The sequence below is a fragment of the Streptomyces shaanxiensis genome, assembly GCF_039537145.1.
Lineage (GTDB): Bacteria > Actinomycetota > Actinomycetes > Streptomycetales > Streptomycetaceae > Streptomyces > Streptomyces shaanxiensis.
The window spans coordinates 171,262-192,533 of the sequence record NZ_BAAAZY010000012.1; the positions used below are offsets into that span (position 1 = coordinate 171,262).

Here is a 21,272-nt window from a genome sequence, read left to right on the forward strand (position 1 = left end):
CGGTGTCTTTAGCAGGGCCTAGACTCCCGTGCGTACAGATCGTCGAACAGCGATGTTCATCGGAAACAGCGGTGTCTTCGGGAACAGCGGTGTTCACGCGATCACATATCGCAGGACACTGGTCCCAGGGCCTGTTTCCTGGGGCATCGGTCACGAGGTCAGGGAGCGAGGGGCGGACGTGTCGGAACAGACCGTCGTCGTCGCGGCGGATGTGCACTACGTCGTCGTCTCGGCGGACTACTTCCAGTCCTACTCGGTCGTCGGACTGCTAGCCGTCGTCGGCGTGCTGTTCGTCGCCGTCGCCTTCGGGGCGGGCCGACTGCTGCGCCCCGTGGTCCCCACGCCCGAGAAGCTCCTGACGTACGAGTGCGGCGTCGACCCCGTCGGGGAGGGCTGGGCCCACACCCAGGTCCGCTACTACGTGTACGCCTTCCTGTACGTGATCTTCGCCATCGACTCGATCTTCCTCTTCCCCTGGGCCACGGTCTTCGCCGACCCCGGCTACGGCGCGACCACGCTCGTCGAGATGTTCGTCTTCCTCGGCTTCCTGGCCGTGGGCCTGCTCTACGCATACAAGAAGGGCGTCCTGGCATGGACGTGACGCCAGAAGTGAATTCGCCGGAGCGCGCGGAACTGAACTCGCCGGAGCCCGTTCTGCTCCCGGAGCCGCAGCGGCTGGGCGCGCTGGCCCGCCTCGCGCCCGAGCCGATGAAGGTGATCCTCAACTGGGGCCGCCGCTATTCGCTCTGGGTCTTCAACTTCGGCCTCGCCTGCTGCGCGATCGAGTTCATCGCCGCGTCGATGGCCCGCCACGACTTCATCCGCCTCGGCGTGATCCCCTTCGCCCCGGGCCCCCGCCAGGCCGACCTGATGGTCGTCTCCGGCACGGTGACGGACAAGATGGCCCCGGCCGTGAAGCGTCTGTACGAACAGATGCCCGAGCCGAAGTACGTCATCTCCTTCGGGGCCTGCTCGAACTGCGGCGGCCCGTACTGGGACTCCTACTCCGTCACCAAGGGCGTCGACCAGATCATCCCGGTGGACGTGTACGTCCCCGGCTGCCCGCCGCGCCCCGAGGCGCTGCTCCAGGGAATCCTGAAGCTCCAGGAGAAGATCGCGCGGGAGTCGCTGGGGGAGCGGTACGCGCGCGGGGCGGGGCGCCCGTCGACGGCGGCTCTGCAGAGCGGGCTGGTGCGGGGGCCTGGGGCGCCCGGTGACGCTGCCGGGGCCGGTGGTGGTGCTGCCGAGGCCGCTGGTAATGGCGGGGCCGATGGTGGTCTCGGTGCTGGTGACGCGACTGGTACCAGTGGCCATGGTGGCGGCACGGGGGAGGCGGCCCGATGACGACGATCGGCTGGCTGCCCACCCCCGTCGAGGACCTCTTCGGCCCGGAGGCCACGGCCGAGGAGTCGTACGAGGTCCTGACGGTCGACGTACCCCCGACATCCTGGATCGCGGCGTTGCGGACGGCCCGTGACGAGCTGGGCTGCACCTACTTCGACTGGCTGAGCGCGGTCGACGAACCGGGCACGGGCTTCCGCGTCGCGGCCCACATCGCCGCCCTCTCTCCGGTACGGCGCCTGCTGCTCCGTACGACGGTCCCGCACGAGTCGCCGACGCTGCCCTCGGCCATCGGCGTCTACGCGGGCGCGGCCTGGCACGAACGCGAGACGCACGAGATGTTCGGCGTACTGTTCGCCGACCACCCTGCCCTGGACCACCTGCTCCTCCCGGAGAACTTCGAGGGCCACCCCCTCCGCAAGGACTTCGTGCTGGCGGCCCGCGTGGCCAAGGCCTGGCCCGGCGCCAAGGAACCCGGAGAGTCCGAGCACGGCGGCCCGAAGCGCCGCCAGATGCTGCCCCCCGGCGTCCCCGACCCGAACGAATGGGGCCCCCTGAAGGGCCAACTCCCCCCTGCCCCGGCCCGCCCGGCCAGGGGCGCGGCCCGAGCCGCCGGCGAGCGCCCGGCACGGGCCGCGGGGGAGCGGCCGGTACGGCGTACCCGTACCGCGGCGGAGGGTTCGGCGAGCCAGGCGGGGGAGTCCGCGGCCGGGGCGTCGGCCGGGGCATCGGCCGGGGGTGCGGTGCGGCGTGCGCGTACGGCAGCCGAGGGATCGGCGAGCCAGACCGCCGCTGCGGGTACCGAGCCCGCGACGGAGACGGGCGCGTCTCGGGCGGGTGCCGGTGCGGAGCAGGCCACGTCCGGTGCGGAGCAGACCACGTCCGGCGCGGAGTCGAACACGTCCGCTACGGCGTCGCCCACGTCCGGTACGGAGGCCTCGCCGCGCCGGGCGCGCACTGCCGGCGAGGGCTCGGCGAGCCAGCGCGCTGAGGCGCCGGCGTCTCCGGCATCCCCGATGACCGGGGCAGCGGAGGCGGACGGAGCGGGGGATGGCCAGGGGACGGCCGTGCCCAGCACCACCTCACCGACCACGCCCAGCGCCTCGCCGACCCGCCGGTCGCGCAGCGTGAGCGAAGGCTCGGCCTCACAGCGCCCTGGAGCGGGCAGCACCCCGACCGGTCCCCGCCGATCGCGCAGCGCCTCGGAAGGATCGGCGAGCCAGCAGGCCGCGTCCGACACGGCCGCATCCGAACCAGCGGCGTCCGCTACGGCGGGATCCGAAGCGGCGTCGGCAGATGCAGCCGACGAAGCCACCTCACCCGCGACCCCCACGGTCACTCCGAAGCCCCCCACGGCTCCCCGCAGCCCGGACGCCCCGTGGCACCACGCCCGCCCGGCCTTCGACAAGCCGGAGCCCAAGCGAGGGGCCGAGCGCGAGCCTGAGCCGGACACCGAGGCTGAGCCGGAGCCGGACACCGAGGGCAAGCCTGAGCCTGACGCCGAGGGCGAGTCGGTGCATGAGACCGGCGCGAAGCCCTCCGCCGACCCCACCGCCCCCACAAACCCCACCGACCCCGCAGGAGGCCCGCAGTGAACGACGCGCTCGACGTCACCCTGCGACTCCTGATCGTCTTCGTCGTCTTCCTCACGTTCCCCTTGATCATCGGCCAGACCGAGCACAAGGTGATGGCCCATATGCAGGGCCGCCTCGGCCCGATGTACGCCGGCGGCTTCCACGGCTGGGCCCAGCTCGTCGCCGACGGCGTGAAGTTCGCGCAGAAGGAGGACGTCGTCCCGGCGGGCGCGGACCGCCGTATCTTCCAGCTCGCCCCGGCCGTGGCCCTCCTCCCGTACCTGCTCGTCCTCCTCGCCATCCCGATCGGCCCGGGCGAGGGCGCCGTCGGCGAGGTCATCGACGCGGGCATCTTCTTCGTCCTGGCGGTCATGGGCGTAGGCGTCCTCGGCTCACTCATGGCCGGCTGGGCCTCGGCCAACAAGTTCTCCCTCCTCGGCGGCCTGCGCACCGCAGCCCAGCTCCTCGCCTACGAACTTCCGATGCTGCTGACCGCCGCGTCCGTGGCGATGGCGGCCGGCACCGTCTCCCTCCCCGGCATCGTCGACGCCTTCGAGTGGTGGTGGCTGCCCTGGCAGATCGTCGGCGCGATCGTCTTCTTCGTCGCCGGACTGGCCGAACTCCAACGCCCGCCCTTCGACATGCCCGTCGCCGACTCGGAGATCATCTTCGGTGCCTACACCGAGTACACCGGCCTCCGCTTCGCGCTCTTCCTCCTCGCCGAGTACGCCGGAATCGTCGTCCTGTGCGGTCTGACCACCGTCCTCTTCCTGGGCGGCTGGCACGGACCCTGGGGTGCCGAAGGCCTCGGCTGGGTCTGGACCCTGCTGAAGACGGCCGTCCTCGCCTTCATCGTGATCTGGCTCCGCGTCACTTACCCCCGCCTGCGCGAGGACCAGCTCCAGAAGCTCTCCTGGACCCTCCTCGTCCCTCTCTCCCTCGCCCAGATCGCTCTCACCGGCGTCGTCAAGGTGGTGATCCAGTAACCATGGCTGAGCCTCTCCCGCCCACCCGGTCCCGCATTCCTGGCAGTGGCCTGGCCAAGGGCCTGGCCGTCACCCTCCGCACGATGACGAGGAAGTCCGTCACCGCGCAGTACCCGGACACCCAGCCCGGCCTCCCGCCCCGCACCCGCGGTGTGATCGGCCTGTTCGAGGAGAACTGCACGGTCTGCATGCTGTGCGCTCGCGAGTGCCCGGACTGGTGCATCTACATCGACTCCCACAAGGAGACGGTCCCGGCGGCGACTCCGGGCGGCCGCGAACGCAGCCGCAACGTCCTCGACCGCTTCGCCATCGACTTCTCCCTGTGCATGTACTGCGGTATCTGCATCGAGGTCTGTCCTTTCGACGCGCTGTTCTGGTCCCCGGAGTTCGAGTACGCCGAGACCGACATCCGCGACCTCACCCACGAACGCGACAAGCTCCGCGAGTGGATGTGGACCGTCCCGGCCCCGCCCGCCCTCGACCCCGGCGCGGAGGAGCCCAAGGAGATCGCCGCCGCCCACAAGACCGCCGAGAAGCTGGCGGCCGCGCAAGCCGCACAGGCCGCACAGGCCGAGCCGGTGGAACCGGTGGAGCCGACGAAGCCGACCGACCCCGCGGATCCGCAGGGAGGGCAGTCGTGACCCTCGCCGCAGCCGCCGCGACAGCGCACGCCACGACCACCGGCGCAGCCGAAGCACACGGCTTCCTCTCGCCGACCGGCGTCGAGATCGCCTTCCTGCTCGTCGGCCTGGTCACCTTCGGAGCCGCCCTGGTCACCGTCACCACCCGGCAACTGGTGCACGCCGCCCTGTGGCTGGTGGTCACCCTCGGCGGGCTCGCCGTCGAGTACCTCCTGCTCACCGCCGAGTTCATCGCCTGGGTGCAGGTCCTCATCTACGTCGGTTCCGTAGTCGTCCTCCTTCTCTTCGGTCTGATGCTCACCAAGGCCCCCATCGGCCGCTCCCCGGACGCCGACTCCGGCAACCGCTGGGCCGCCCTCACCGTGGCCGTCGCCGCCGCGGCCACTCTGATCTGGGTGGTCGTCGACGCCTTCCGCACGACCTGGATCGACCTCGACGGCCCCGCCGCCGGCTCCACCAGGGCCACCGGCGAGAGCCTCTTCCAGAACTGGGTCCTCCCCTTCGAAGGCCTCTCCGTCCTCCTCCTCGCCGCCCTGGTCGGCGCGATCGTCCTGTCCCGCCAGGCAAAGGCGACCGCCACCGAGCCCGGCGCCCCGAGCGAGAAGGAGCCGCGCTGATGCACCTCGCCTATCCCGCCGTACTCTCCGCCCTCCTCTTCTGCACCGGCCTGTACGGCGTCCTCGCCCGCCGCAACGCGATCCTGGTCCTGATGTCGGTCGAGCTGATGCTCAACGCCGTCAATCTCAACCTGGTCGCCTTCGACGTCTGGCTCAGCAAGGCCGCAGCCGAAACCCTGCACTCCGGCCAGGCCCTGACCCTGTTCACCATCACCATCGCCGCCGCCGAGATCGGCATCGGCCTGGCGATCGTCCTCGCCGTCTACCGCAACCGCGGCACCTCGGACATCGACAAGCTCCGCGACACCGCCGAGAGCCACGACACCGACGGCCCCGACCGCGACGCCTCCACGGCCCCGCCGGCCGAGAAGGCTGAGGCCACCGCGTGACCACGACCACACTCGCCGTACTCGTCCCCCTCCTTCCCTTCCTGGGCGCCGCGGCCGGCCTGCTCCTGGGCCGTACGGCCCCCGGCTTCGTCCGCCCACTCGCGATCCTGCCGACGCTCGCGTCCCTCCTGCTCGCCGCGGTGGTCGCCCTGCGCCAAGGCGGCGACCAGCCGATCAACGCCGCCACCGAGCTCACGCCCACCGGCTCGGTCCCGATCGAGCTCGCGCTGTACATCGACGGCTTCGCTGCCCTCGTCGCCGTCCTGGTCGGCGTCGTCGCGACCTGCGTGCAGATCTACTCGACGGGCTACCTCCGCGAGGACCCGCGCTACCCCTCGTACGCCGCGCTCGTCTCCCTCTTCACCTCCGCGATGCTGCTCGTCGTCTACTCCGGCGACCTGATGGTGCTGCTGGTCGGCTGGGAGATCATGGGCATCTGCTCGTACTTCCTGGTCGGCCACTACTGGGAGACCCCGGAGGCCCGCGCCGCCTCCATCAAGGCCTTCCTGGTGACCAAGCTCGGTGACGTCCCCTTCCTCATCGGCCTGTTCGCGCTGGCCACGGACGCCGGGTCCTTCCGCATCACGAAGGTCCTCGGCACCGTCGCGAGCGGCGGACTCGACCACCCGACCCTGATCGCCCTGCTGCTTCTCGCGGGCGTGGCGGGCAAGTCGGCGCAGTTCCCGCTGCACACCTGGCTCCCCGACGCGATGGCGGGCCCGACGCCCGTCTCAGCGCTGATCCACGCCGCGACGATGGTCGCCGCCGGTGTCTACTTCGTCGCCCGTCTCCTCCCGGTCTTCGAGGCCTCGCAGGCCGCGATGATCGTCCTGGCCGTCATGGCCGCGGTGACGATGATCGGCTCGGGTCTCGCCGCGCTCGCCCAGGACGACATCAAGCGCGTGCTCGCCTACTCGACGATCGGGCAGCTCGGCTACATGACCGGCGCCCTCGCCGTCGCCGACCGCGGTGCCGCCGTCTTCCACCTCCTCTCCCACGGCGCCTTCAAGGCGCTGCTGTTCCTCGCGGCCGGCGTGATCATCCACGCCGCCGGCACCAACTCGCTGGCCGCGATGTCCCGCATGAAGGACCTGCGCGCCCGCGTCCCCGACGCCTACTGGACGATGACCGTGGCGCTCCTGGCGCTCGCCGCGATCCCGCCGTTCAGCGGCTTCTTCTCCAAGGAGTCCGTCCTCGGCGCCGCCGAGCACGTCGCCACAGGTCACGCCGAGCGCGTCCCGGGCGCCGCGGGCTGGGTCGTCCTCGTCGCCGGTCTGCTCACGGCCCTGCTCACCGCCGCCTACGCGATGCGCCTGTGGCTGCTCGCCTTCCGCGGCCGGGGCGCCGAGGCCCCCGACCACGGCAGGCAGCCGCTGACGATGACCGTGGTGCTGTGGGTACTCGCCGCCCCGTCCCTCGCCGTCGGCGCGCTCGCCTACCGCGTGCTCCCCGACTGGTTCGACGGGCGCGACCTCGCCCCGACCCTCACCACCTCCGTCCTCGGCACGGGCGTGGCCCTGGTCGGCGGCATCGTCACCTACGCGGCCTGGCGCCACACCACGGCCGTGGCGGCGCGCGTCCCGCTGGGTGCGGTCGCGGCCCACCCCGAGGGCGACGCCGCCCAGGTGGAGGCCGAGGCCATCGCCAGCCACGCGCCCGTGTACGGGGGAGTGGCTTACGCACCCGACCCGGCGGACCCGGGCCGGCTGCTGCTCGGCCCGCTGCACCGCCATGCCGCTGTCGGCTTCCACCTCGACGCCGTGTACCGGGCGTTGTTCGTCCGCCCGGTCCAGGGCGGCGCGAGTCTCGTCCGGTTCCTCGACCGCGAGGTCGTCGACACCTACGTACGCGGCGCGGGCGCCCTACCCCGCTGGCTCGGCATCGCCGTCCGGCGGGCCCAGACCGGCAATGTGCAGACCTATGTGAGCGCGCTGCTCGCCGGCACCGTCGTCCTCGCGGTCGCCGCCGTCCTCGTCGCCACGGGAGCGTGAGCAGGCGTGATCGATATCAACGAGTCCGTGATGCAGTTCCTTCTGGCGTTCGTCGTCGTCGGCCCGCTCCTCGGCGCGGCCGCCGCTCTCCTGCCCGCCCCGCCCGGGCTGAAGGGGAAGTCCCCCGAGCAGGCCGTGCTCCGGCACGGCGTCACCGTCACCGGCGTGGTCCTCATCGCCGCGATCGTCCTCGCGCTCGGCTTCGACCACGACCAGCCGTCGAAGATGCAGGCCAGCACGGACATCAGCTGGATCCCGGCACTCGACGTGCGCATCCACCTCGGCATCGACGGCATCTCCCTCCCCCTTCTGGTCCTGACCGCGCTCCTGACCTTCCTCTGCGCGCTCTACTCGTACTTCAAGATGCCCGCGGGCCCGACCCCGAAGGCCTTCGTCGCACTGCTGCTCGTCCTGGAGTCCGGCACCCTCGCCACCTTCGCCGTCCTCGACCTGCTGCTCTTCTTCCTCGCCTTCGAGATGGTCCTGATCCCGATGTACTTCCTCATCGCCCGCTGGGGCGGCGAGGGCCGGGCCGCGGCAGCCTGGAAGTTCATCCTCTTCACACTGCTCGGCTCCGTGGTCATGCTGCTCGGCCTGCTCCTGATCGGAATCAAGGCGGGCACATTCGACATGGTGGCACTCGCCACTGACAACGGCCGGTCGCTGACCGCATCCGTGCAGGTCATCGCCGTTTTGTCGATCGGGATCGGGCTCGCGGTCAAGACGCCGATGTGGCCGCTGCACAGCTGGCTGCCCGACGCCCACACCGCCGCGCCGACCGTCGGCTCGGTCCTGCTGGCCGGCGTGCTGCTGAAGATGGGAACGTACGGGTTCGTCCGGATCCTCCTGCCGATCACCCCCGACGGCTTCGCCGACTTCGCGCCGTACCTCGCAGCGTTCGCCGTCGTCGGGATCATCTACGGATCCCTGGCCTGCCTCGCCCTTGCCAAGCGCGGCGCAAAGGGTGACCTCAAGCGCCTCATCGCCTACTCCTCCGTCGGCCACATGGGCTTCGTCCTGCTCGGCATCGCCACGATGACCCCGACCGGCGTCAACGGCGCCCTGTTCGCCAACATCGCCCACGGCCTCATCACCGGCCTGCTCTTCTTCCTGGTCGGCGCGCTGAAGGACCGTACGGGCACGACCGACCTCGACGCGCTCGCGGAGCAGACCGGCGCCGCGCTGTACGGCAAGGCGCCGCGCTTCGGCGGCCTGCTCGCCTTCGCGGCGGTCGCCTCCCTCGGGCTGCCGGGCCTCGCCGGGTTCTGGGGCGAGATGCTCGCGCTGTTCGGCGCGTTCGAGCCCGCCGCCGAGCTCAGCCGCCCCGCCTTCCTCACCTTCATGGCGATCGGCGCCTTCGGCACCCTGCTCACGGCCGCGTACCTGCTCGTCGTGGTCCGTCGCGTCTGCATGGGCGCCGTGCCGCAGGACGCCCCGAAGCTCGCCGACGTCCAGACGTACGAGTACGCGGCCTGGACGCCGCTCGTCGCCCTCACCGTCGTCGCCGGACTCTGGCCGAAGACCCTCCTCGGCCTGACCGACCCGGCCGTGCAGCAGCTCCTCGCAGGAGGCACCCGATGAGCTCCCTGGCCCAGCCCCTGGCCGAGTCGCTGGTCCAGTCCGTCGACTGGCTCGCCATCGCACCGCCCACCATCGCGGCGGTCGTCGCACTCGTGGTCCTCGTCGCCGACCTGTTCGTCGCGGAGAACAAAAAGACCTTGCTCGGCTGGACGTCCGTGGCCGGCCTGGCCGCCTCGGCGCTCCTGCTGCTGCCCCTCCTGGACGGCGACCGCTCCACCTTCTGCCTCACCGGCGACCCCGGCGTATGCAGCTACACGGCCGACCGCTTCACGCTCGTCATCCAGTTCCTGGTCCTCGGCGGCGCCCTCCTCGCGGCCCTCCTGTCGGTCACCGCCCTCAAGGACGCGAACAAGGGACTCCCCGAAGGGGAGTTCTGGTTCCTGCTGCTCTCCTCCGCCGCCGGAGCCGCCCTCCTGCCCGCCTCCCGGGACCTGGCGACCCTCATCGTCGCCCTGGAAGTCGCCTCTCTCCCCGCCTTCGCGCTGGTCGGCCTCCGCCACGGCGACCGCAAGTCCTCCGAGGCGGCCCTGAAGTTCTTCCTGTCCTCGGTCACCGCGACCGCGGTCAGCCTCATGGGCATCAGCTTCGTGTACGCCTCCACGGGCACCCTCTACCTCACCCAGATCGCCGAGCGGATCCAGAACGTCGACGGGCAGCTCCAGGTCCTCACCCAGACCGGCGTCGTCCTCACCCTGGTCGGCTTCGCCTTCAAGACGGCCGCCGTGCCCTTCCACTTCTGGGTGCCGGACACCTACGTAGGGGCGCCCCTGCCGGTCGCCGCCTACCTGTCGGTCGTCGGCAAGGCGGTCGGCTTCACCGGCCTGATCCTCGTCACGGTCGTCGCCCTCCCGTCCTACGCCGACGTCTGGGGCCCCGCCCTCGCGGCACTCGCCGCCCTCACCATGACCGTCGGCAATGTCGGCGCCCTGCGCCAGCAGGCCACGCGCGCGTACAGCGCGGTACGCCTGCTCGCCTGGTCCTCCGTCGGCCAGGCCGGCTACCTCCTGGTGCCGATCGCCGCGGCCGCGTACTCCGACGATGCCGAGCGGTCCATCGGCTCCACAGTCGCCTACGCCCTGATGTACGCCGCCGTGAACCTGGGCGCCTTCGCGGTGGCCGCACTCGTCGGCCGTACGAAGCCCCTCAACCGCGTCAGCGACTACCGCGGCCTGTACGCGCGCAACCCGTTGTCCGCCCTGATCCTGGCCTTCTTCCTGCTCTGCCTCGCAGGCCTCCCGCCGGGCATCGTCGGCCTGTTCGCCAAGGTCACCGTCTTCTCCGCCGCCGTCGACGCGGGCCTCGGCTGGCTCGCCGTGGTCATGGCCGTCAACGTCGTGATCGCGCTGTACTACTACCTCCAGTGGACGGCCCTGCTGTTCCGCGCCCCCGAGGGCGAGCCGGTCAAGCACCTCGTCCCCGCTCCCGTGACGGCCACGATGGCCCTCACCGGCGTCGTCGCCGTCGCCCTGTCCGGAGCGCCTCAGCTGATCCTGCGCTTCGCCGACACCGGGCTCTTCTGAGCCCCGGCGCATCCCGCACGCGCGCGTGGCACACCCACGCCCCCGCGCGCGTGCCGGCGCCCTCACCCGGACGGCCCACGCCCGCCGCCGTCCGCACCAGGGAACCCGTGGCCCTCGCCTGGCGTTGACCAGTACGGAAGGGTCCACTGGACGTGACACCACGGCACCAGTGGCATCGCAGAACGACCAGCAAAGGGTTCCCCTGCCGCACCACTTGGAGGGCGTACCGTGCACCGCCGGCACAACGGGCTCAGGACCGCAGTACTCCTCGGGGGACTGTCCGCAATCATCATCCTCATCGGCAGCTTCTTCGGCCGTATGGGGCTCGTCATCGCGGTCCTGATCGCGCTGGGCACGAACGCGTACGCGTACTGGAACAGCGACAAGCTGGCGCTACGCGCGATGCGTGCCCGCCCGGTCAGCGAGTTCGAGGCTCCGGGGCTCTACCGCATGGTCCGTGAGCTCTCCACCCAGGCCCGCCAGCCCATGCCCCGCCTCTACATCTCCCCGACGGAGGCGCCCAACGCGTTCGCGACGGGCCGCAACCCGCGCAACGCCGCCGTGTGCTGCACCGAAGGCATCCTGCGCATACTCGACGAGCGCGAACTGCGCGGCGTCATCGGCCACGAACTCAGCCATGTCTACAACCGCGACATCCTGATCTCATCGGTCGCCGGTGCCCTCGCCTCGGTGATCATGTTCCTGGTCAACTTCGCCTGGCTGATCCCGATCGGCCGCTCCGACGACGACGACGGCCCCGGCCTTCTCGGCATGTTGCTGATCATGATCCTGGGTCCGCTCGCCGCCACGCTCATCCAGCTGGCCATCAGCCGCTCCAGGGAGTACGAGGCCGACGCGTCCGGTGTCCAGCTCACCGGCGACCCACTCGCCCTCGCCAGCGCCCTGCGCAAGCTCGAACTCGGCACCAAGCAGCTCCCGCTGCCCCCCGAGCCCCGCATCGAGACCGCCAGCCACATGATGATCGCGAACCCCTTCCGTCCGGGTCAGGGGTTCTCCAAGATGTTCTCAACCCACCCGCCGATGGCGGACCGTATCGCCCGGCTCGAAAAGATGGCAGGCCCCCCACAGTGAAGACCATCCTCAACGTCATCTGGCTCGTCCTGAGCGGCTTCTGGCTGTTCCTCGGCTACATGCTCGCGGGCCTCCTGCTCTGCATCACCATCATCGGCATCCCGTTCGGCATCGCGGCCTTCCGTATCGGCATCTACGCCCTGTGGCCCTTCGGGTACACCACGGTCGAGCGCCGCGACGCCGGAGCGCCGTCCTGCATAGGGAACGTCCTGTGGCTGGTCCTCGCGGGCTGGTGGCTGGCCATCGGCCACATCGTCACGGGCCTCGCGCTGTGCATCACGATCATCGGCATCCCGTTCGGCATCGCCAACTTCAAGCTGATCCCGGTGTCGCTCTTCCCGCTGGGCCGCGAAATCGTGTCGACGGACCAGCCGTTCTCGTCGCGCTGGTAGATCTGCAGGACCGGAGCGTTGACCACCGGGTTTTCCACAACCCGGTGGTTGTCCACAGGCCCGGCCGATTGTCAGTGGCGGCTTGCATCATGAACGCATGACCGAGAACGAGCAGTTGCTGACGAGGGTGGCGGACAAGGCCCACAACACCCGCCCGTGGGGCTGGCCTTCACTTCCCGAGCCCGTGGACGCGGCCACCCTGGCCCGTGCCGAGGCCGCCCTCGGCTTCCGCCTCCCCCCACTGCTCGCCGACCTCTACCTGCGCATAGGAGACGGTGGATTCGGCCCGGAGTACGGCCTCTTGCCCCTGCTCGACAGCCCTCCGGCCGGCGAGCCAGCCGCCGTCACGCAGTACCTCGCCAACCGCGAGAGTGCCCGCAAGGATCCCGACTGGCCCTGGCCCGAAGGCATCCTGCCGATATCCCACTGGGGCTGCGCGATGTACGCGTGCGTGGACTGCCGAAGCCCTGAGGCCACCGTCCTGCTGTTCGAACCGAACGCCGCCGACGCCCACGAGGCCTGGTACGTGGACGCCCCGAGCCTCACGGACTGGCTGCGCGCCTGGGTCGACGGCACCGGCTGGTACGAGGAGATGAACGAGGAACTGGAGATGGTCCCTTGGGCCGACTTCCACATACGGACGGCGGCGCCTGGGACGTCCTGAGGATTCATGAACCGTCGGTTGCCGACCGGACCTGCCTGCGCTGAGCGGACGCCTCCTTGCCGAGGGCTGATCGCACCAGCGTTCTGCGGGCGGTGTCCGGCGCGCCTGCCGCCCTGCCGCTCTGCAGCCACCCCGCCGTACCGCCTTGCCACGTCTCGGCCCTGACACACGGCCATACGCGGAGCCCCCACAACCAGCGGCCATCAGCTGTTACCGGCGACCCACGCCGACGACCCATGCTCGCTACCCGCATTGGCGGCCCCTACGCCGGCCTACTGCCCCAGCCCACCCGACCGCTCCACCACCCACCGCCGCACCCCGTACGCGACCACGCCCACCGCCAGTACCCCCGCACCGGCAACGACCGACAGCCCCGGAAGGGAGAACGCCAGCACCACGCACCCGAGCAGCCCCAGCGCCGGCACGACCCGCGCGGTCGGCTTCGAGTCGAGAGTCCAGGCCGACGCGTTGGCCACCGCGTAGTAGGCCAGCACACCGAAGGAGGAGAACCCGATCGCGCCCCGTACGTCCACCGTGGCGGCCAGGACCGCGACCACCGCACCGACGGCCAGCTCCGCCCGGTGCGGCACCTGGAAGCGCGGATGCACGGCCGCCAGGGCGCCGGGCAGATGCCGGTCGCGGGCCATGGCCAGCGTCGTCCGCGAAACGCCCAGGATCAGGGCGAGCAGCGAGCCCAACGCGGCGACGGCCGCGCCCACCCGCACCACGGGCGCCAGCCCCGGCACCCCGGCCGCCCGGACCGCGTCGGCCAGCGGCGCGCTCGCGTCCCCGAGAGCCCCCGACCCCAGCACGGAAAGGACAGCCACTGCCACACACGCGTACACCACCAGCGCGATGCCCAGGGCCAGTGGAATCGCCCGGGGGATGGTGCGTGCAGGGTCCCGCACCTCTTCACCGAGGGTCGCGATCCGCGCGTACCCGGCGAACGCGAAGAACAGCAGTCCCGCCGCCTGCAGCACCCCGCCCACGCCGCCCGACGCCCCGACGTCCAGGCGCCCGGCATCGGACTCCGCGGACCCCAGACACACGACCACCACACAAGCCAGGACGGCCAGGACCACCGCGACGATCGCCCGCGTCAGCCAGGCGGATTTCTGGACACCGCCGTAGTTCACCGCGGTCAGCGCCACCACGGCCGCGACCGCGACCGCGTGCGCCTGCCCGGGCCAGACGTACGCGCCCACGGTGAGCGCCATCGCCGCACAGGAGGCCGTTTTGCCGACGACGAAGGACCAGCCTGCGAGATATCCCCAGAACTCCCCGAGCCGCTCGCGGCCGTACACATAGGTGCCGCCCGAGGCCGGATACAGGGCGGCCAGCCGAGCCGAGGACGTGGCGTTGCAGTAGGCGACCACGGCCGCGACCGCGAGCCCGAGCAGCAGCCCGGATCCGGCCGCGCGCGCGGCGGGCGCCAGAGCGGCGAAGATTCCGGCCCCGACCATCGAGCCGAGCCCGATGACCACGGCGTCCCCGACCCCCAGGGTGCGCCGCAGCTCGGAAGCTGAACTGGAGCCTGTCATGGCCAGCACCCTACTGATCAGTGCAACCGAGGAATGCCGCAGTGACGTCCTCTTCCTCAACAGAGCACGAACGGGCGCGCCACGAGCCGGACTCAGCGCCGAGCGGCACACGGCGCGCAGCGCACACGCAGATCGCGCCACGCACAACCTGTCCGCACGGAAATCACACAGGTCGGACAGTGAAAGCACAGCGCGGAAGGGCAGGTTCAGGTCATGACCATCATCAGCTGGATCATCCTGGGGCTGTTGGCCGGGGCCATCGCGAAGTTCCTGCTGCCGGGCCGAGACCCGGGCGGCTTCATCGGCACGACGATCATCGGCATCGCGGGCGCCTTCATCGGTGGCTGGATCTCTGCCCGCTGGCTGGACCACCCGATCACCAAGGACTTCTACGACGGCACCACCTGGGCTGCCGCGATCGGCGGCTCACTCGTGCTCCTGATCGCCTACCGCCTCCTGTTCGGCCACTCGCGCAACTGAGCGAGCAGCACACCCCCGGACCGCGGCCAGCAGGCGAGAAGGGTGGGCACCGACAGGTGCTCACCCTTCCTCGTACTTCCGCGACCGTGAGTCAGTGGCTCACCGGTAGTTCACGAACTGCAGCGCGAAGTCGAAGTCCTTGCCCTTCAGCAGGGCGATCACGGCCTGCAGGTCGTCACGGCTCTTCGAGCTGACTCGCAGCTCGTCGCCCTGGACCTGGGCCTTGATGCCCTTCGGACCCTCGTCGCGAATGATCTTCGCCACCTTCTTTGCGTTCTCCTGGGAGATGCCCTCCTCGATCGACGCGAAGATCTTGTACTCCTTGCCCGAGAGCTGGGGCTCGCCCGCGTCCAAGGCCTTCAGCGAGATCCCGCGCTTGATCAGCTTGGACTGGAAGACGTCGAGGACAGCGTTCACCCGGTCCTCGGAGTTCGCCTCCATGAGGATCTTGTCACCGGACCACGAGATCGAGGCACCCACGCCCTTGAAGTCGTAGCGCTGCGAGATCTCCTTGGCGGCCTGGTTGAGGGCGTTGTCGACCTCCTGCCGCTCGACCTTCGAGACGATGTCGAAACTGGAGTCGGCCATGTCCTGTGGCTCCTTGTATCGGGGTGCGTGTGGGGTGCGTATCGGCGGGTGTGGGGGTGGCCGCCGAGCCCGGGGGAGGCCCGGGCCGCATCCGGACCAGCCTAGCCACCCCACGTCCTCCGGGAGGCGATCAATCGGGTGGCGAAGCACCCCTCCGTATCGGGTATTGTTTACGTCGTTGCCAGGGAGCACCGCCGAAAAGCGGTTCGACAGGCAGCAAACCCGGCGGTGTGCCCGAGCGGCCAAAGGGAGCAGACTGTAAATCTGCCGGCTCAGCCTTCCCAGGTTCGAATCCTGGCGCCGCCACGCTGAGAGAAACCCCCTCCGATCTGCGGAAACGTAGATCGGAGGGGGTTTCCGCGTTCGAGGGTGGCGTTCCAGGGCCGGCCACAGCCGGGGCACACTGGCCCCATGAGCACGCGTCGCAGAAGCTGCCCCGAGTGCCGGCGGGAGATCGCCGTCGTCGCCGGTCGGTTCGCACGGCACGATCCGCCCGGCGCGCGGGAGAACGGGGAGCTCGTGTCGTGCCCCGGATCACGGCGGCAGGCACAACTCGGGGCCGCCCAGCCCGCCCTGGACGGGTACGTCATGCCCGAGTTCCCCGGGCAGCTTCCGCTGTTCTGAGTCGTCGAAAGCCCACCGAGCCCACACCTCGGCCCGGCGCCCTCGGCCCGACGCTCTCAGCCCGGCACCCACAGTCCCCGCGCCTCAGCTCCGCGCCTCAGTCCCCTCCGAGAGCCCGCAGCCCTCCACCACAGCCCCTCCGAGAGCCCGCAGCCCTCCCCGAGAGCCCGCAGCCCTCTCCGAGAGGCCAGCAGTCCCTCCCCGGGCCCCCGCACCCTAGGTGCCCGCCCGCACATCCATCCGCGTCACCAGCCCGCTCCCGTCGAACCGGTACACATGCTCGACCGTCCCCTCCGCCCACCGCTCGCCCGAAGCGTCGCGCATGCCGGGCCGTACGGTCGCCACGACCGCCTCGCCGTCCGTATCCCGGCGCAGACCCTCCAGCCGTACGAGAGGGTGTCCGGCGGCGAACTGCCGCGCCCAGTACGCGCGTACCGCCTCGCGGCCGTGCAGTCGGACTCCGTCCAGGACGTTCGGCCAGTCCACGTCGGGCGCGAGGCACCGTTGCATGAAGGCCTCCCGCTCGTCCGTCGAGAAGACCTCGTACATGCGCCGCAACAGCGCCTCCTGCGCGGCGGGCACCCCCTCGGCGCTCAACTTCAGTTTCCCGCCACCGACTTCACCGCCACCGACACCGGAGCCGAGCCGCTGATCAGTTCGAGCGTCAGGCCGGCCGTCGCCGGGGTGTCGAGCAACTCCGCGAGTACGGCGGCCACGTCGTCGCGCGGGACGGGGCCGCGACCGGTGTGAACCTCCAGGCGTACCTGGCCGGTTCCGGCGTCGTTCGTCAGCATGCCGGGGCGCAGGATCGTCCAGTCCAGGGCGTCCAGGCCGCGGACGTACTCGTCGGCGGCGCCCTTCGCACGCTGGTAGACGTCGAAGATCTCGGTGCCCTCGTGTTCAGGGTCCGCGCCCATCGACGACACGACCACGAAGCGCCGTACGCCCGCCCGGACCGCCGCGTCCGCGAAGAGGACCGCGGCCCCCTTGTCCACCGTGTCCTTGCGGGCCGAGCCGCTGCCGGGGCCCGCGCCGGCCGCGAAGACCGCCGCGTCGGCGCCGCGCAATCGCTCCGCGACCTCCTCGACCGAGGCCGACTCCAGGTCCAGCAGGACGGGTTCGGCGCCGGCCGCCCGCAGATCGTCGCTCTGTTCGGCCTTGCGGATGATCCCCGCGACCTCGTCCCCGCGCGCGGCGAGCAGCTTCTCCAGCCGCAGCGCGATCTGACCATGACCACCAGCGATGACAATGCGCATGCTTCCGACCGTACGCCCGGACGGCCGCATCCGCCGCACGACTTCAGCCACGCCTCATGCGTCCAGGTGCATGGTCCCCGTCGAAGGGGCGCACAGCTGCGTCCGTGGGGCGCACGCCTGTATGCGGGCGCTGGGCGCACAGACCCCGACGCCACCCCGCCCGAGACACCCTCACACCCCTCAGGACAGCTCTCCCCGCCCCTGCCGAGGCAACCCCAACTCCGCGGCCACAGCCGAGTTGCAGTACTCCCGCACCGCGCTCGTCCGCGCCACCACACGCCCCCGATGCACCACGATGCGGCTGTACGCGAGCGACAGTGCCCCCGCCAGCCGGTCCCCGCGCACCGCCAGCAATTCGGCCGGGAATCCTGCCTCCACCCGCACCTCCGGCAGCCCCAACACCGCACGCGCCGACGCGCTCACGGCGTCGTAGGAGTCCTCGGGGCGCAGTCCGTGACGGGAGGAGAGCAGGTAGGCGGCCTCCAGCGGGTCACCGCGCCCCACCGGGTTCGATACGTCCCTCAGGGCGCCGCTTCCGGCCGCGACGCGTACGCCGGCGGAGCGCAGCAGTCGTACGGGCGCCGTGGCCCGGCGTTCCACGCCCCCGCAGCCGCCCTGCGGCAGGCACACCACCGTCACTCCGGCCGCCGCGAGCTGGTCGGCGGCGCGGGAAGACACCTGGGCGGGCAGGCGCCCCAGTGCGCCGCACGGCCCGAGTGTCACGCCGGGGCGCAGCCCGCCGGCCATCGCGGCGAGGCGGGCCAGGCGGGCCGGGTCGGTGGCATCGGTGTGCAGGTCGACGGGGCAGCCCTGCTCCGAGGCGACCTCCAGGACCGCCTCCACGTAACCCGTGGGATCCGGGTCCAGGTCGGGACAGCCGCCGACCACCGAGGCACCCATCTTCACCGCGTCCCGCAGTATCGCGAGCCCGTCGGCGCCGGCCACGCCGGTCAGCAGCCGCGGCATCGCCACCGTCGTCAACTCGGTGAGCCCGCGCAGCGATCGTCGCGCCTGCAGAACGGCGGCCAGCGCGCCCAGACCCTGGACGTCGCCCACGCGCACGTGTGCCCGCAGCGCGGTCGCCCCGTGCCCGAGCTGGAGCAGGGCGGCCTCGGTGGCGCGGCGCTGCACGTCATGGGGGTCGTACGAGACCGGCCCGCCCGCGTCGGCGGAGAGGGCGGTGTCGCCGTGGGCGTGCGGTTCGGCCGGGGCCGGCAGGAGCAGATAGCCGCTGAGGTCCACACGCGCGCCGCACGCGCGCGTGCCGTCCCCCGCCAGGCTCCCGGCCGTACCGACCGCCTCGATGCGTCCGCCGACCAGCCGTACGTCCACGGTCCGGCCGTCGGTGAGCCGCGCCCCGCACAGCAGGAGTGCGGCCGGGTCGGCCGGTCCGGACGAGCCCGACGAGGACGACGAGTGGGGTGGCTGGGGCTGGCTGTCGGGCATCGCGTTCCAGAGGCTCGGGGCTGCGTGCCGGGCTGCGGGGGACGGTGCCGGGGAACTGCGCCGGACCACGCAAGATCACGCAGAGTGAGACGAGCCTAGGGTGGCGATCCGGCCCTGGCGCGCAGGAGCGCAATAGTCGTACCGGTGTGGCCCGCCGCGGAGGAGCCCTCCTCGCGGTGACGCAGTGGCCTGCGAGGCGTCTGTGCGGTCAGCCGATCGGCCGCAGACGGGGGCCGCGAAACGGATTTGGGTGAACGGCAGCCGAGCGTGTAATGTCTTCATCGCTCGCCCCAATAGCTCAGTCGGCAGAGCGTCTCCATGGTAAGGAGAAGGTCTACGGTTCGATTCCGTATTGGGGCTCTGGTGTGTGAGGTTCCCGCCGCGAGGCGGGGCCCGATCGCATCACAGCGGTGTAGCTCAGTCGGTAGAGCAAGCGGCTCATAATCGCTGTGTCACCGGTTCAAGTCCGGTCACCGCTACTGACAGTAGCCGATTGCGGGGTCGGTCCTTCGATCGGCTACTCTTTCTTGCGTTAAACCAATCCCATCCGTTCGTCAAGGAGCACTCACGTGGCTGCCACCGACGTCCGCCCGAAGATCACGCTGGCCTGCGTGGAGTGCAAGGAGCGGAACTACATCACCAAGAAGAACCGGCGTAACAACCCGGACCGTCTTGAGATGAAGAAGCACTGCCCGCGTTGCAACGCGCACACCGCGCACCGCGAGACGCGATAAATCAGGCTCGTACACGAGGCCGCCCCCCGATGACGGGGGCGGCCTCGCGTCGTTTCAGGCCCGGTTACCGGTCGGTTCCGGCCGACCGCAGGCCACTCAGAGCAGACACCAGGCAGACAGCAGGAGGTGCCGAGCCATGGCGCTCGACCAGTCCTTCGTGGGGCGGAGCTACCCGCCCACCGACCCCTATGAGGTGGGCCGGGAGAAGATCCGGGAGTTCGCGCAGGCGGTGGGGGACACCAACCCGGCGTACACGGACCCGGAGGCCGCAAAGGCGCTCGGCCACTCCGATGTGATCGCCCCGCCGACCTTCGTGTTCGCGATCACCTTCAAGGCCGCGGGACAGGTCACCACCGACCCTCAGCTGGGCCTGGACTACAGCCGAGTGGTGCACGGCGACCAGAAGTTCGCCTACACCCGCCCGGTGCGCGCCGGCGACCGGCTGACGGTCACGTCGACCATCGAGGCCATCAAGTCCATGGCGGGCAACGAGATCCTGGACATCCGCGGCGAGGTCCACGACGAGGCGGGGGAGCACGTCGTGACCGCCTGGACGAAGCTCGTCGCCCGTGGGGCGGACGCCGCCGAAGGGGAGGCCTGAGACCGATGACGGCGAAGATCGCGTACGGCGACATCGAGGTCGGCACCGAACTGCCCGCCCAGACCTTCCCCGTGACCCGCGCCACGCTCGTCCAGTACGCGGGCGCCTCCGGTGACTTCAATCCGATCCACTGGAACGAGAAGTTCGCCAAGGAGGTCGGGCTGCCGGACGTCATCGCGCACGGCATGTTCACCATGGCCGAGGCGATCCGTGTGGTCACGGACTGGACCGGCGACCCGGGTGCGGTCCTCGAGTACGGCGTCCGCTTCACCAAGCCCGTCGTCGTGCCGAACGACGACGAGGGCGCCATGATCGAGGTCAGCGGCAAGGTCGCGGCCAAGCTCGACGACAACCGGGTCCGCGTGGACCTGACCGTGAAGAGCGCCGGGCAGAAGGTGCTCGGGATGTCGCGGGCGGTCGTACAGCTGGCGTGAGCGGCACGCGCGCGTGCCGCGAGGTAAGGGGCGTCCTCCATGGTGGGGCGCCCCTTACGCGTTCCCGCTGCGCACATTCCCCTTGCCGCCGCTTGCCTAGTTAGTGATTGAGTACTAACTTGGTTCTCATGGTCAGGATGAGCGCAGAAGAGAGGCGCGAGAGCGTCATCCGCGCGGCGACGACCGAGTTCGCCCGCGGTGGCTACCACGGCACGTCGACCGAGGCGATCGCCAGGCGGGTCGGTGTCTCGCAGCCGTATCTGTTCCGGCTCTTCCCGGGCAAGAAGGCGATCTTTCTCGCGGCCGCCGAGCGCTGTGTGGAGGACACCATCCGGATGTTCGCGGACGCCGCCGAGGGGCTGGAGGGTGAAGAGGCCCTGCATGCCATGGGGGACGTGTACCGGAAGGTCGTCTCGGAGCAGCCCGAGCGGCTGATGATGCAGATGCAGATGTACGTCGCCGTGGCGGCCGCCGAGCAGGAGGGCGACCACGAATTCGGTGAGGCGGTGCGTGCCGGCTGGATGCGGCTGTGGGACACCGTCCACCTGCCGCTGGGGGCGGACGTCAACGAGACGACGACCTTCATGGCGTACGGCATGCTCATCAACTGCCTGGTGGCCATGGGTTTCCCGCCCGAGCACCGGGTCTGGGCGGGCATGGGTCCGTCGGGGCGGAGTGAAGAGCGGTCGTAGGGGTGGGGGTGACGGGTTCGCCCTGCCCTTTCATGACCACAGAAGTTAGTGATCAATAACTATCCGAAGTATCCGGAACGCATCACCC

24 protein-coding genes and 3 tRNA genes are annotated in these 21,272 nt (G+C 70.7%); 22 read left to right on the plus strand and 5 right to left on the minus strand.

Annotation, left to right across the window (positions count from 1 at the left end):
* The first annotated feature begins 178 nt into the window (after positions 1-178).
* The 13 genes from ABD932_RS23790 to ABD932_RS23850 all read left to right on the plus strand — a co-directional run bounded on the left by ABD932_RS23790 (position 179) and on the right by ABD932_RS23850 (position 12,788).
* Positions 179-601: an NADH-quinone oxidoreductase subunit A gene (locus ABD932_RS23790; RefSeq protein WP_345015569.1), complete on the plus strand. Its 423-nt coding sequence runs from the start codon at positions 179-181 to the stop codon at positions 599-601.
* Positions 592-1,344, plus strand: a complete 753-nt coding sequence (locus ABD932_RS23795; RefSeq protein ID WP_345015570.1) for an NADH-quinone oxidoreductase subunit B — start codon at positions 592-594, stop codon at positions 1,342-1,344. The genes ABD932_RS23790 and ABD932_RS23795 overlap by 10 nt, the downstream gene beginning before the upstream one ends.
* A complete protein-coding gene (locus tag ABD932_RS23800; protein ID WP_345015571.1) occupies positions 1,341-2,936 on the plus strand; it encodes an NADH-quinone oxidoreductase subunit C in 1,596 nt (531 codons plus the stop codon). The genes ABD932_RS23795 and ABD932_RS23800 overlap by 4 nt, the downstream gene beginning before the upstream one ends.
* Positions 2,933-3,901, plus strand: a complete 969-nt coding sequence (locus ABD932_RS23805) for a complex I subunit 1/NuoH family protein (protein WP_126394221.1) — start codon at positions 2,933-2,935, stop codon at positions 3,899-3,901. The genes ABD932_RS23800 and ABD932_RS23805 overlap by 4 nt, the downstream gene beginning before the upstream one ends.
* Before the next feature lie 2 nt (positions 3,902-3,903).
* Positions 3,904-4,542, plus strand: coding sequence for a NuoI/complex I 23 kDa subunit family protein (locus ABD932_RS23810; protein WP_345015572.1), 639 nt, complete (start codon positions 3,904-3,906; stop codon positions 4,540-4,542).
* On the plus strand, positions 4,539-5,159 hold the full coding sequence (locus ABD932_RS23815; protein WP_345015573.1) for an NADH-quinone oxidoreductase subunit J family protein: 621 nt from the start codon (positions 4,539-4,541) through the stop codon (positions 5,157-5,159). Before ABD932_RS23810 ends, ABD932_RS23815 begins: the two co-directional genes overlap by 4 nt.
* Positions 5,159-5,548, plus strand: a complete 390-nt coding sequence (nuoK, locus tag ABD932_RS23820) for an NADH-quinone oxidoreductase subunit NuoK (protein ID WP_345015574.1) — start codon at positions 5,159-5,161, stop codon at positions 5,546-5,548. Before ABD932_RS23815 ends, nuoK begins: the two co-directional genes overlap by 1 nt.
* The gene (locus tag ABD932_RS23825) at positions 5,545-7,539 is read left to right on the plus strand and encodes an NADH-quinone oxidoreductase subunit 5 family protein (RefSeq protein ID WP_345015575.1); all 1,995 of its coding nucleotides are present in this window, start codon (positions 5,545-5,547) and stop codon (positions 7,537-7,539) included. The genes nuoK and ABD932_RS23825 overlap by 4 nt, the downstream gene beginning before the upstream one ends.
* A 6-nt stretch (positions 7,540-7,545) precedes the next feature.
* Positions 7,546-9,120 carry a complex I subunit 4 family protein gene (locus ABD932_RS23830; protein ID WP_345015576.1) on the plus strand — a complete coding sequence of 525 codons (1,575 nt, stop codon included), beginning with the start codon at positions 7,546-7,548 and terminating at the stop codon, positions 9,118-9,120.
* A complete protein-coding gene (locus tag ABD932_RS23835; protein WP_345015577.1) occupies positions 9,117-10,640 on the plus strand; it encodes an NADH-quinone oxidoreductase subunit N in 1,524 nt (507 codons plus the stop codon). The genes ABD932_RS23830 and ABD932_RS23835 overlap by 4 nt, the downstream gene beginning before the upstream one ends.
* A gap of 228 nt (positions 10,641-10,868) precedes the next feature.
* On the plus strand, positions 10,869-11,732 hold the full coding sequence (htpX, locus tag ABD932_RS23840; protein WP_345015578.1) for a zinc metalloprotease HtpX: 864 nt from the start codon (positions 10,869-10,871) through the stop codon (positions 11,730-11,732).
* Positions 11,729-12,124: a YccF domain-containing protein gene (locus ABD932_RS23845; protein ID WP_345015579.1), complete on the plus strand. Its 396-nt coding sequence runs from the start codon at positions 11,729-11,731 to the stop codon at positions 12,122-12,124. Before htpX ends, ABD932_RS23845 begins: the two co-directional genes overlap by 4 nt.
* A 97-nt stretch (positions 12,125-12,221) precedes the next feature.
* A complete protein-coding gene (locus ABD932_RS23850) occupies positions 12,222-12,788 on the plus strand; it encodes an SMI1/KNR4 family protein (RefSeq protein WP_345015580.1) in 567 nt (188 codons plus the stop codon).
* Positions 12,789-13,060: 272 nt separating this feature from the next.
* On the opposite strand, the gene ABD932_RS23855 is transcribed toward ABD932_RS23850, so the two are convergent.
* Positions 13,061-14,329 carry an APC family permease gene (locus tag ABD932_RS23855; RefSeq protein ID WP_345015581.1) on the minus strand — a complete coding sequence of 423 codons (1,269 nt, stop codon included), beginning with the start codon at positions 14,327-14,329 and terminating at the stop codon, positions 13,061-13,063.
* Positions 14,330-14,542: 213 nt separating this feature from the next.
* On the opposite strand from ABD932_RS23855, the gene ABD932_RS23860 reads away from it, so the two are divergent.
* The gene (locus ABD932_RS23860) at positions 14,543-14,809 is read left to right on the plus strand and encodes a GlsB/YeaQ/YmgE family stress response membrane protein (RefSeq protein ID WP_345015582.1); all 267 of its coding nucleotides are present in this window, start codon (positions 14,543-14,545) and stop codon (positions 14,807-14,809) included.
* Between the two features lie 99 nt (positions 14,810-14,908).
* On the opposite strand, the gene ABD932_RS23865 is transcribed toward ABD932_RS23860, so the two are convergent.
* Positions 14,909-15,397, minus strand: a complete 489-nt coding sequence (locus tag ABD932_RS23865; RefSeq protein WP_115906502.1) for a YajQ family cyclic di-GMP-binding protein — start codon at positions 15,395-15,397, stop codon at positions 14,909-14,911.
* A 224-nt stretch (positions 15,398-15,621) separates the two neighbouring features.
* On the opposite strand from ABD932_RS23865, the gene ABD932_RS23870 reads away from it, so the two are divergent.
* Together ABD932_RS23870 and ABD932_RS23875 are read left to right on the plus strand one after the other, a co-directional pair.
* Positions 15,622-15,703, plus strand: a tRNA-Tyr gene (locus tag ABD932_RS23870).
* Positions 15,704-15,808: 105 nt separating this feature from the next.
* Positions 15,809-16,021, plus strand: a complete 213-nt coding sequence (locus ABD932_RS23875; protein ID WP_345015583.1) for a hypothetical protein — start codon at positions 15,809-15,811, stop codon at positions 16,019-16,021.
* A 216-nt stretch (positions 16,022-16,237) separates the two neighbouring features.
* On the opposite strand, the gene ABD932_RS23880 is transcribed toward ABD932_RS23875, so the two are convergent.
* The 3 genes from ABD932_RS23880 to ABD932_RS23890 form a co-directional block, all read right to left on the minus strand.
* Positions 16,238-16,618 carry a nuclear transport factor 2 family protein gene (locus ABD932_RS23880; RefSeq protein ID WP_345015584.1) on the minus strand — a complete coding sequence of 127 codons (381 nt, stop codon included), beginning with the start codon at positions 16,616-16,618 and terminating at the stop codon, positions 16,238-16,240.
* A gap of 2 nt (positions 16,619-16,620) precedes the next feature.
* Entirely contained in the window at positions 16,621-17,277 is a 657-nt protein-coding gene (locus tag ABD932_RS23885; RefSeq protein WP_250091267.1) for an SDR family oxidoreductase, read from the minus strand.
* 180 nt (positions 17,278-17,457) lie between these two features.
* Positions 17,458-18,723, minus strand: a complete 1,266-nt coding sequence (locus tag ABD932_RS23890; RefSeq protein ID WP_345015585.1) for an amidohydrolase family protein — start codon at positions 18,721-18,723, stop codon at positions 17,458-17,460.
* A gap of 287 nt (positions 18,724-19,010) precedes the next feature.
* Between ABD932_RS23890 and ABD932_RS23895 the strand changes: the two genes are divergently transcribed.
* From ABD932_RS23895 to ABD932_RS23920, 6 genes are all read left to right on the plus strand, one after another.
* Positions 19,011-19,083, plus strand: a tRNA-Thr gene (locus tag ABD932_RS23895).
* Between the two features lie 46 nt (positions 19,084-19,129).
* A tRNA-Met gene (locus tag ABD932_RS23900) sits at positions 19,130-19,202 on the plus strand.
* 90 nt (positions 19,203-19,292) lie between these two features.
* Positions 19,293-19,457 (plus strand): 50S ribosomal protein L33, encoded by a 165-nt coding sequence (gene rpmG / locus ABD932_RS23905; RefSeq protein WP_003948671.1) that lies wholly within the window; start codon positions 19,293-19,295, stop codon positions 19,455-19,457.
* A gap of 136 nt (positions 19,458-19,593) precedes the next feature.
* Complete coding sequence (locus ABD932_RS23910) at positions 19,594-20,058, plus strand: MaoC family dehydratase N-terminal domain-containing protein (protein WP_126394236.1); 465 nt, start codon at positions 19,594-19,596, stop codon at positions 20,056-20,058.
* 5 nt (positions 20,059-20,063) lie between these two features.
* A complete protein-coding gene (locus ABD932_RS23915) occupies positions 20,064-20,492 on the plus strand; it encodes a MaoC family dehydratase (RefSeq protein WP_345015586.1) in 429 nt (142 codons plus the stop codon).
* Positions 20,493-20,620: 128 nt separating this feature from the next.
* Positions 20,621-21,184, plus strand: a complete 564-nt coding sequence (locus ABD932_RS23920; RefSeq protein ID WP_345015587.1) for a TetR/AcrR family transcriptional regulator — start codon at positions 20,621-20,623, stop codon at positions 21,182-21,184.
* Positions 21,185-21,272: the final 88 nt, after the last annotated feature.

Bases quoted from the DNA above. Each gene is read 5' to 3' on its own strand.
- ABD932_RS23915 (WP_345015586.1), top strand. From the start codon at position 20,064: ATGACGGCGAAGATCGCGTACGGCGACATCGAGGTCGGCACCGAACTG.
- ABD932_RS23800 (WP_345015571.1), top strand. From the start codon at position 1,341: ATGACGACGATCGGCTGGCTGCCCACCCCCGTCGAGGACCTCTTCGGC.
- ABD932_RS23795 (WP_345015570.1), top strand. From the start codon at position 592: ATGGACGTGACGCCAGAAGTGAATTCGCCGGAGCGCGCGGAACTGAAC.
- ABD932_RS23875 (WP_345015583.1), top strand. From the start codon at position 15,809: ATGAGCACGCGTCGCAGAAGCTGCCCCGAGTGCCGGCGGGAGATCGCC.
- nuoK (WP_345015574.1), top strand. From the start codon at position 5,159: ATGCACCTCGCCTATCCCGCCGTACTCTCCGCCCTCCTCTTCTGCACC.
- ABD932_RS23850 (WP_345015580.1), top strand. From the start codon at position 12,222: ATGACCGAGAACGAGCAGTTGCTGACGAGGGTGGCGGACAAGGCCCAC.
- ABD932_RS23860 (WP_345015582.1), top strand. From the start codon at position 14,543: ATGACCATCATCAGCTGGATCATCCTGGGGCTGTTGGCCGGGGCCATC.
- ABD932_RS23910 (WP_126394236.1), top strand. From the start codon at position 19,594: ATGGCGCTCGACCAGTCCTTCGTGGGGCGGAGCTACCCGCCCACCGAC.
- ABD932_RS23865 (WP_115906502.1), bottom strand. From the start codon at position 15,397: ATGGCCGACTCCAGTTTCGACATCGTCTCGAAGGTCGAGCGGCAGGAG.
- ABD932_RS23835 (WP_345015577.1), top strand. From the start codon at position 9,117: ATGAGCTCCCTGGCCCAGCCCCTGGCCGAGTCGCTGGTCCAGTCCGTC.
- ABD932_RS23920 (WP_345015587.1), top strand. From the start codon at position 20,621: ATGGTCAGGATGAGCGCAGAAGAGAGGCGCGAGAGCGTCATCCGCGCG.
- ABD932_RS23855 (WP_345015581.1), bottom strand. From the start codon at position 14,329: ATGACAGGCTCCAGTTCAGCTTCCGAGCTGCGGCGCACCCTGGGGGTC.
- ABD932_RS23810 (WP_345015572.1), top strand. From the start codon at position 3,904: ATGGCTGAGCCTCTCCCGCCCACCCGGTCCCGCATTCCTGGCAGTGGC.
- ABD932_RS23885 (WP_250091267.1), bottom strand. From the start codon at position 17,277: ATGCGCATTGTCATCGCTGGTGGTCATGGTCAGATCGCGCTGCGGCTG.
- ABD932_RS23890 (WP_345015585.1), bottom strand. From the start codon at position 18,723: ATGCCCGACAGCCAGCCCCAGCCACCCCACTCGTCGTCCTCGTCGGGC.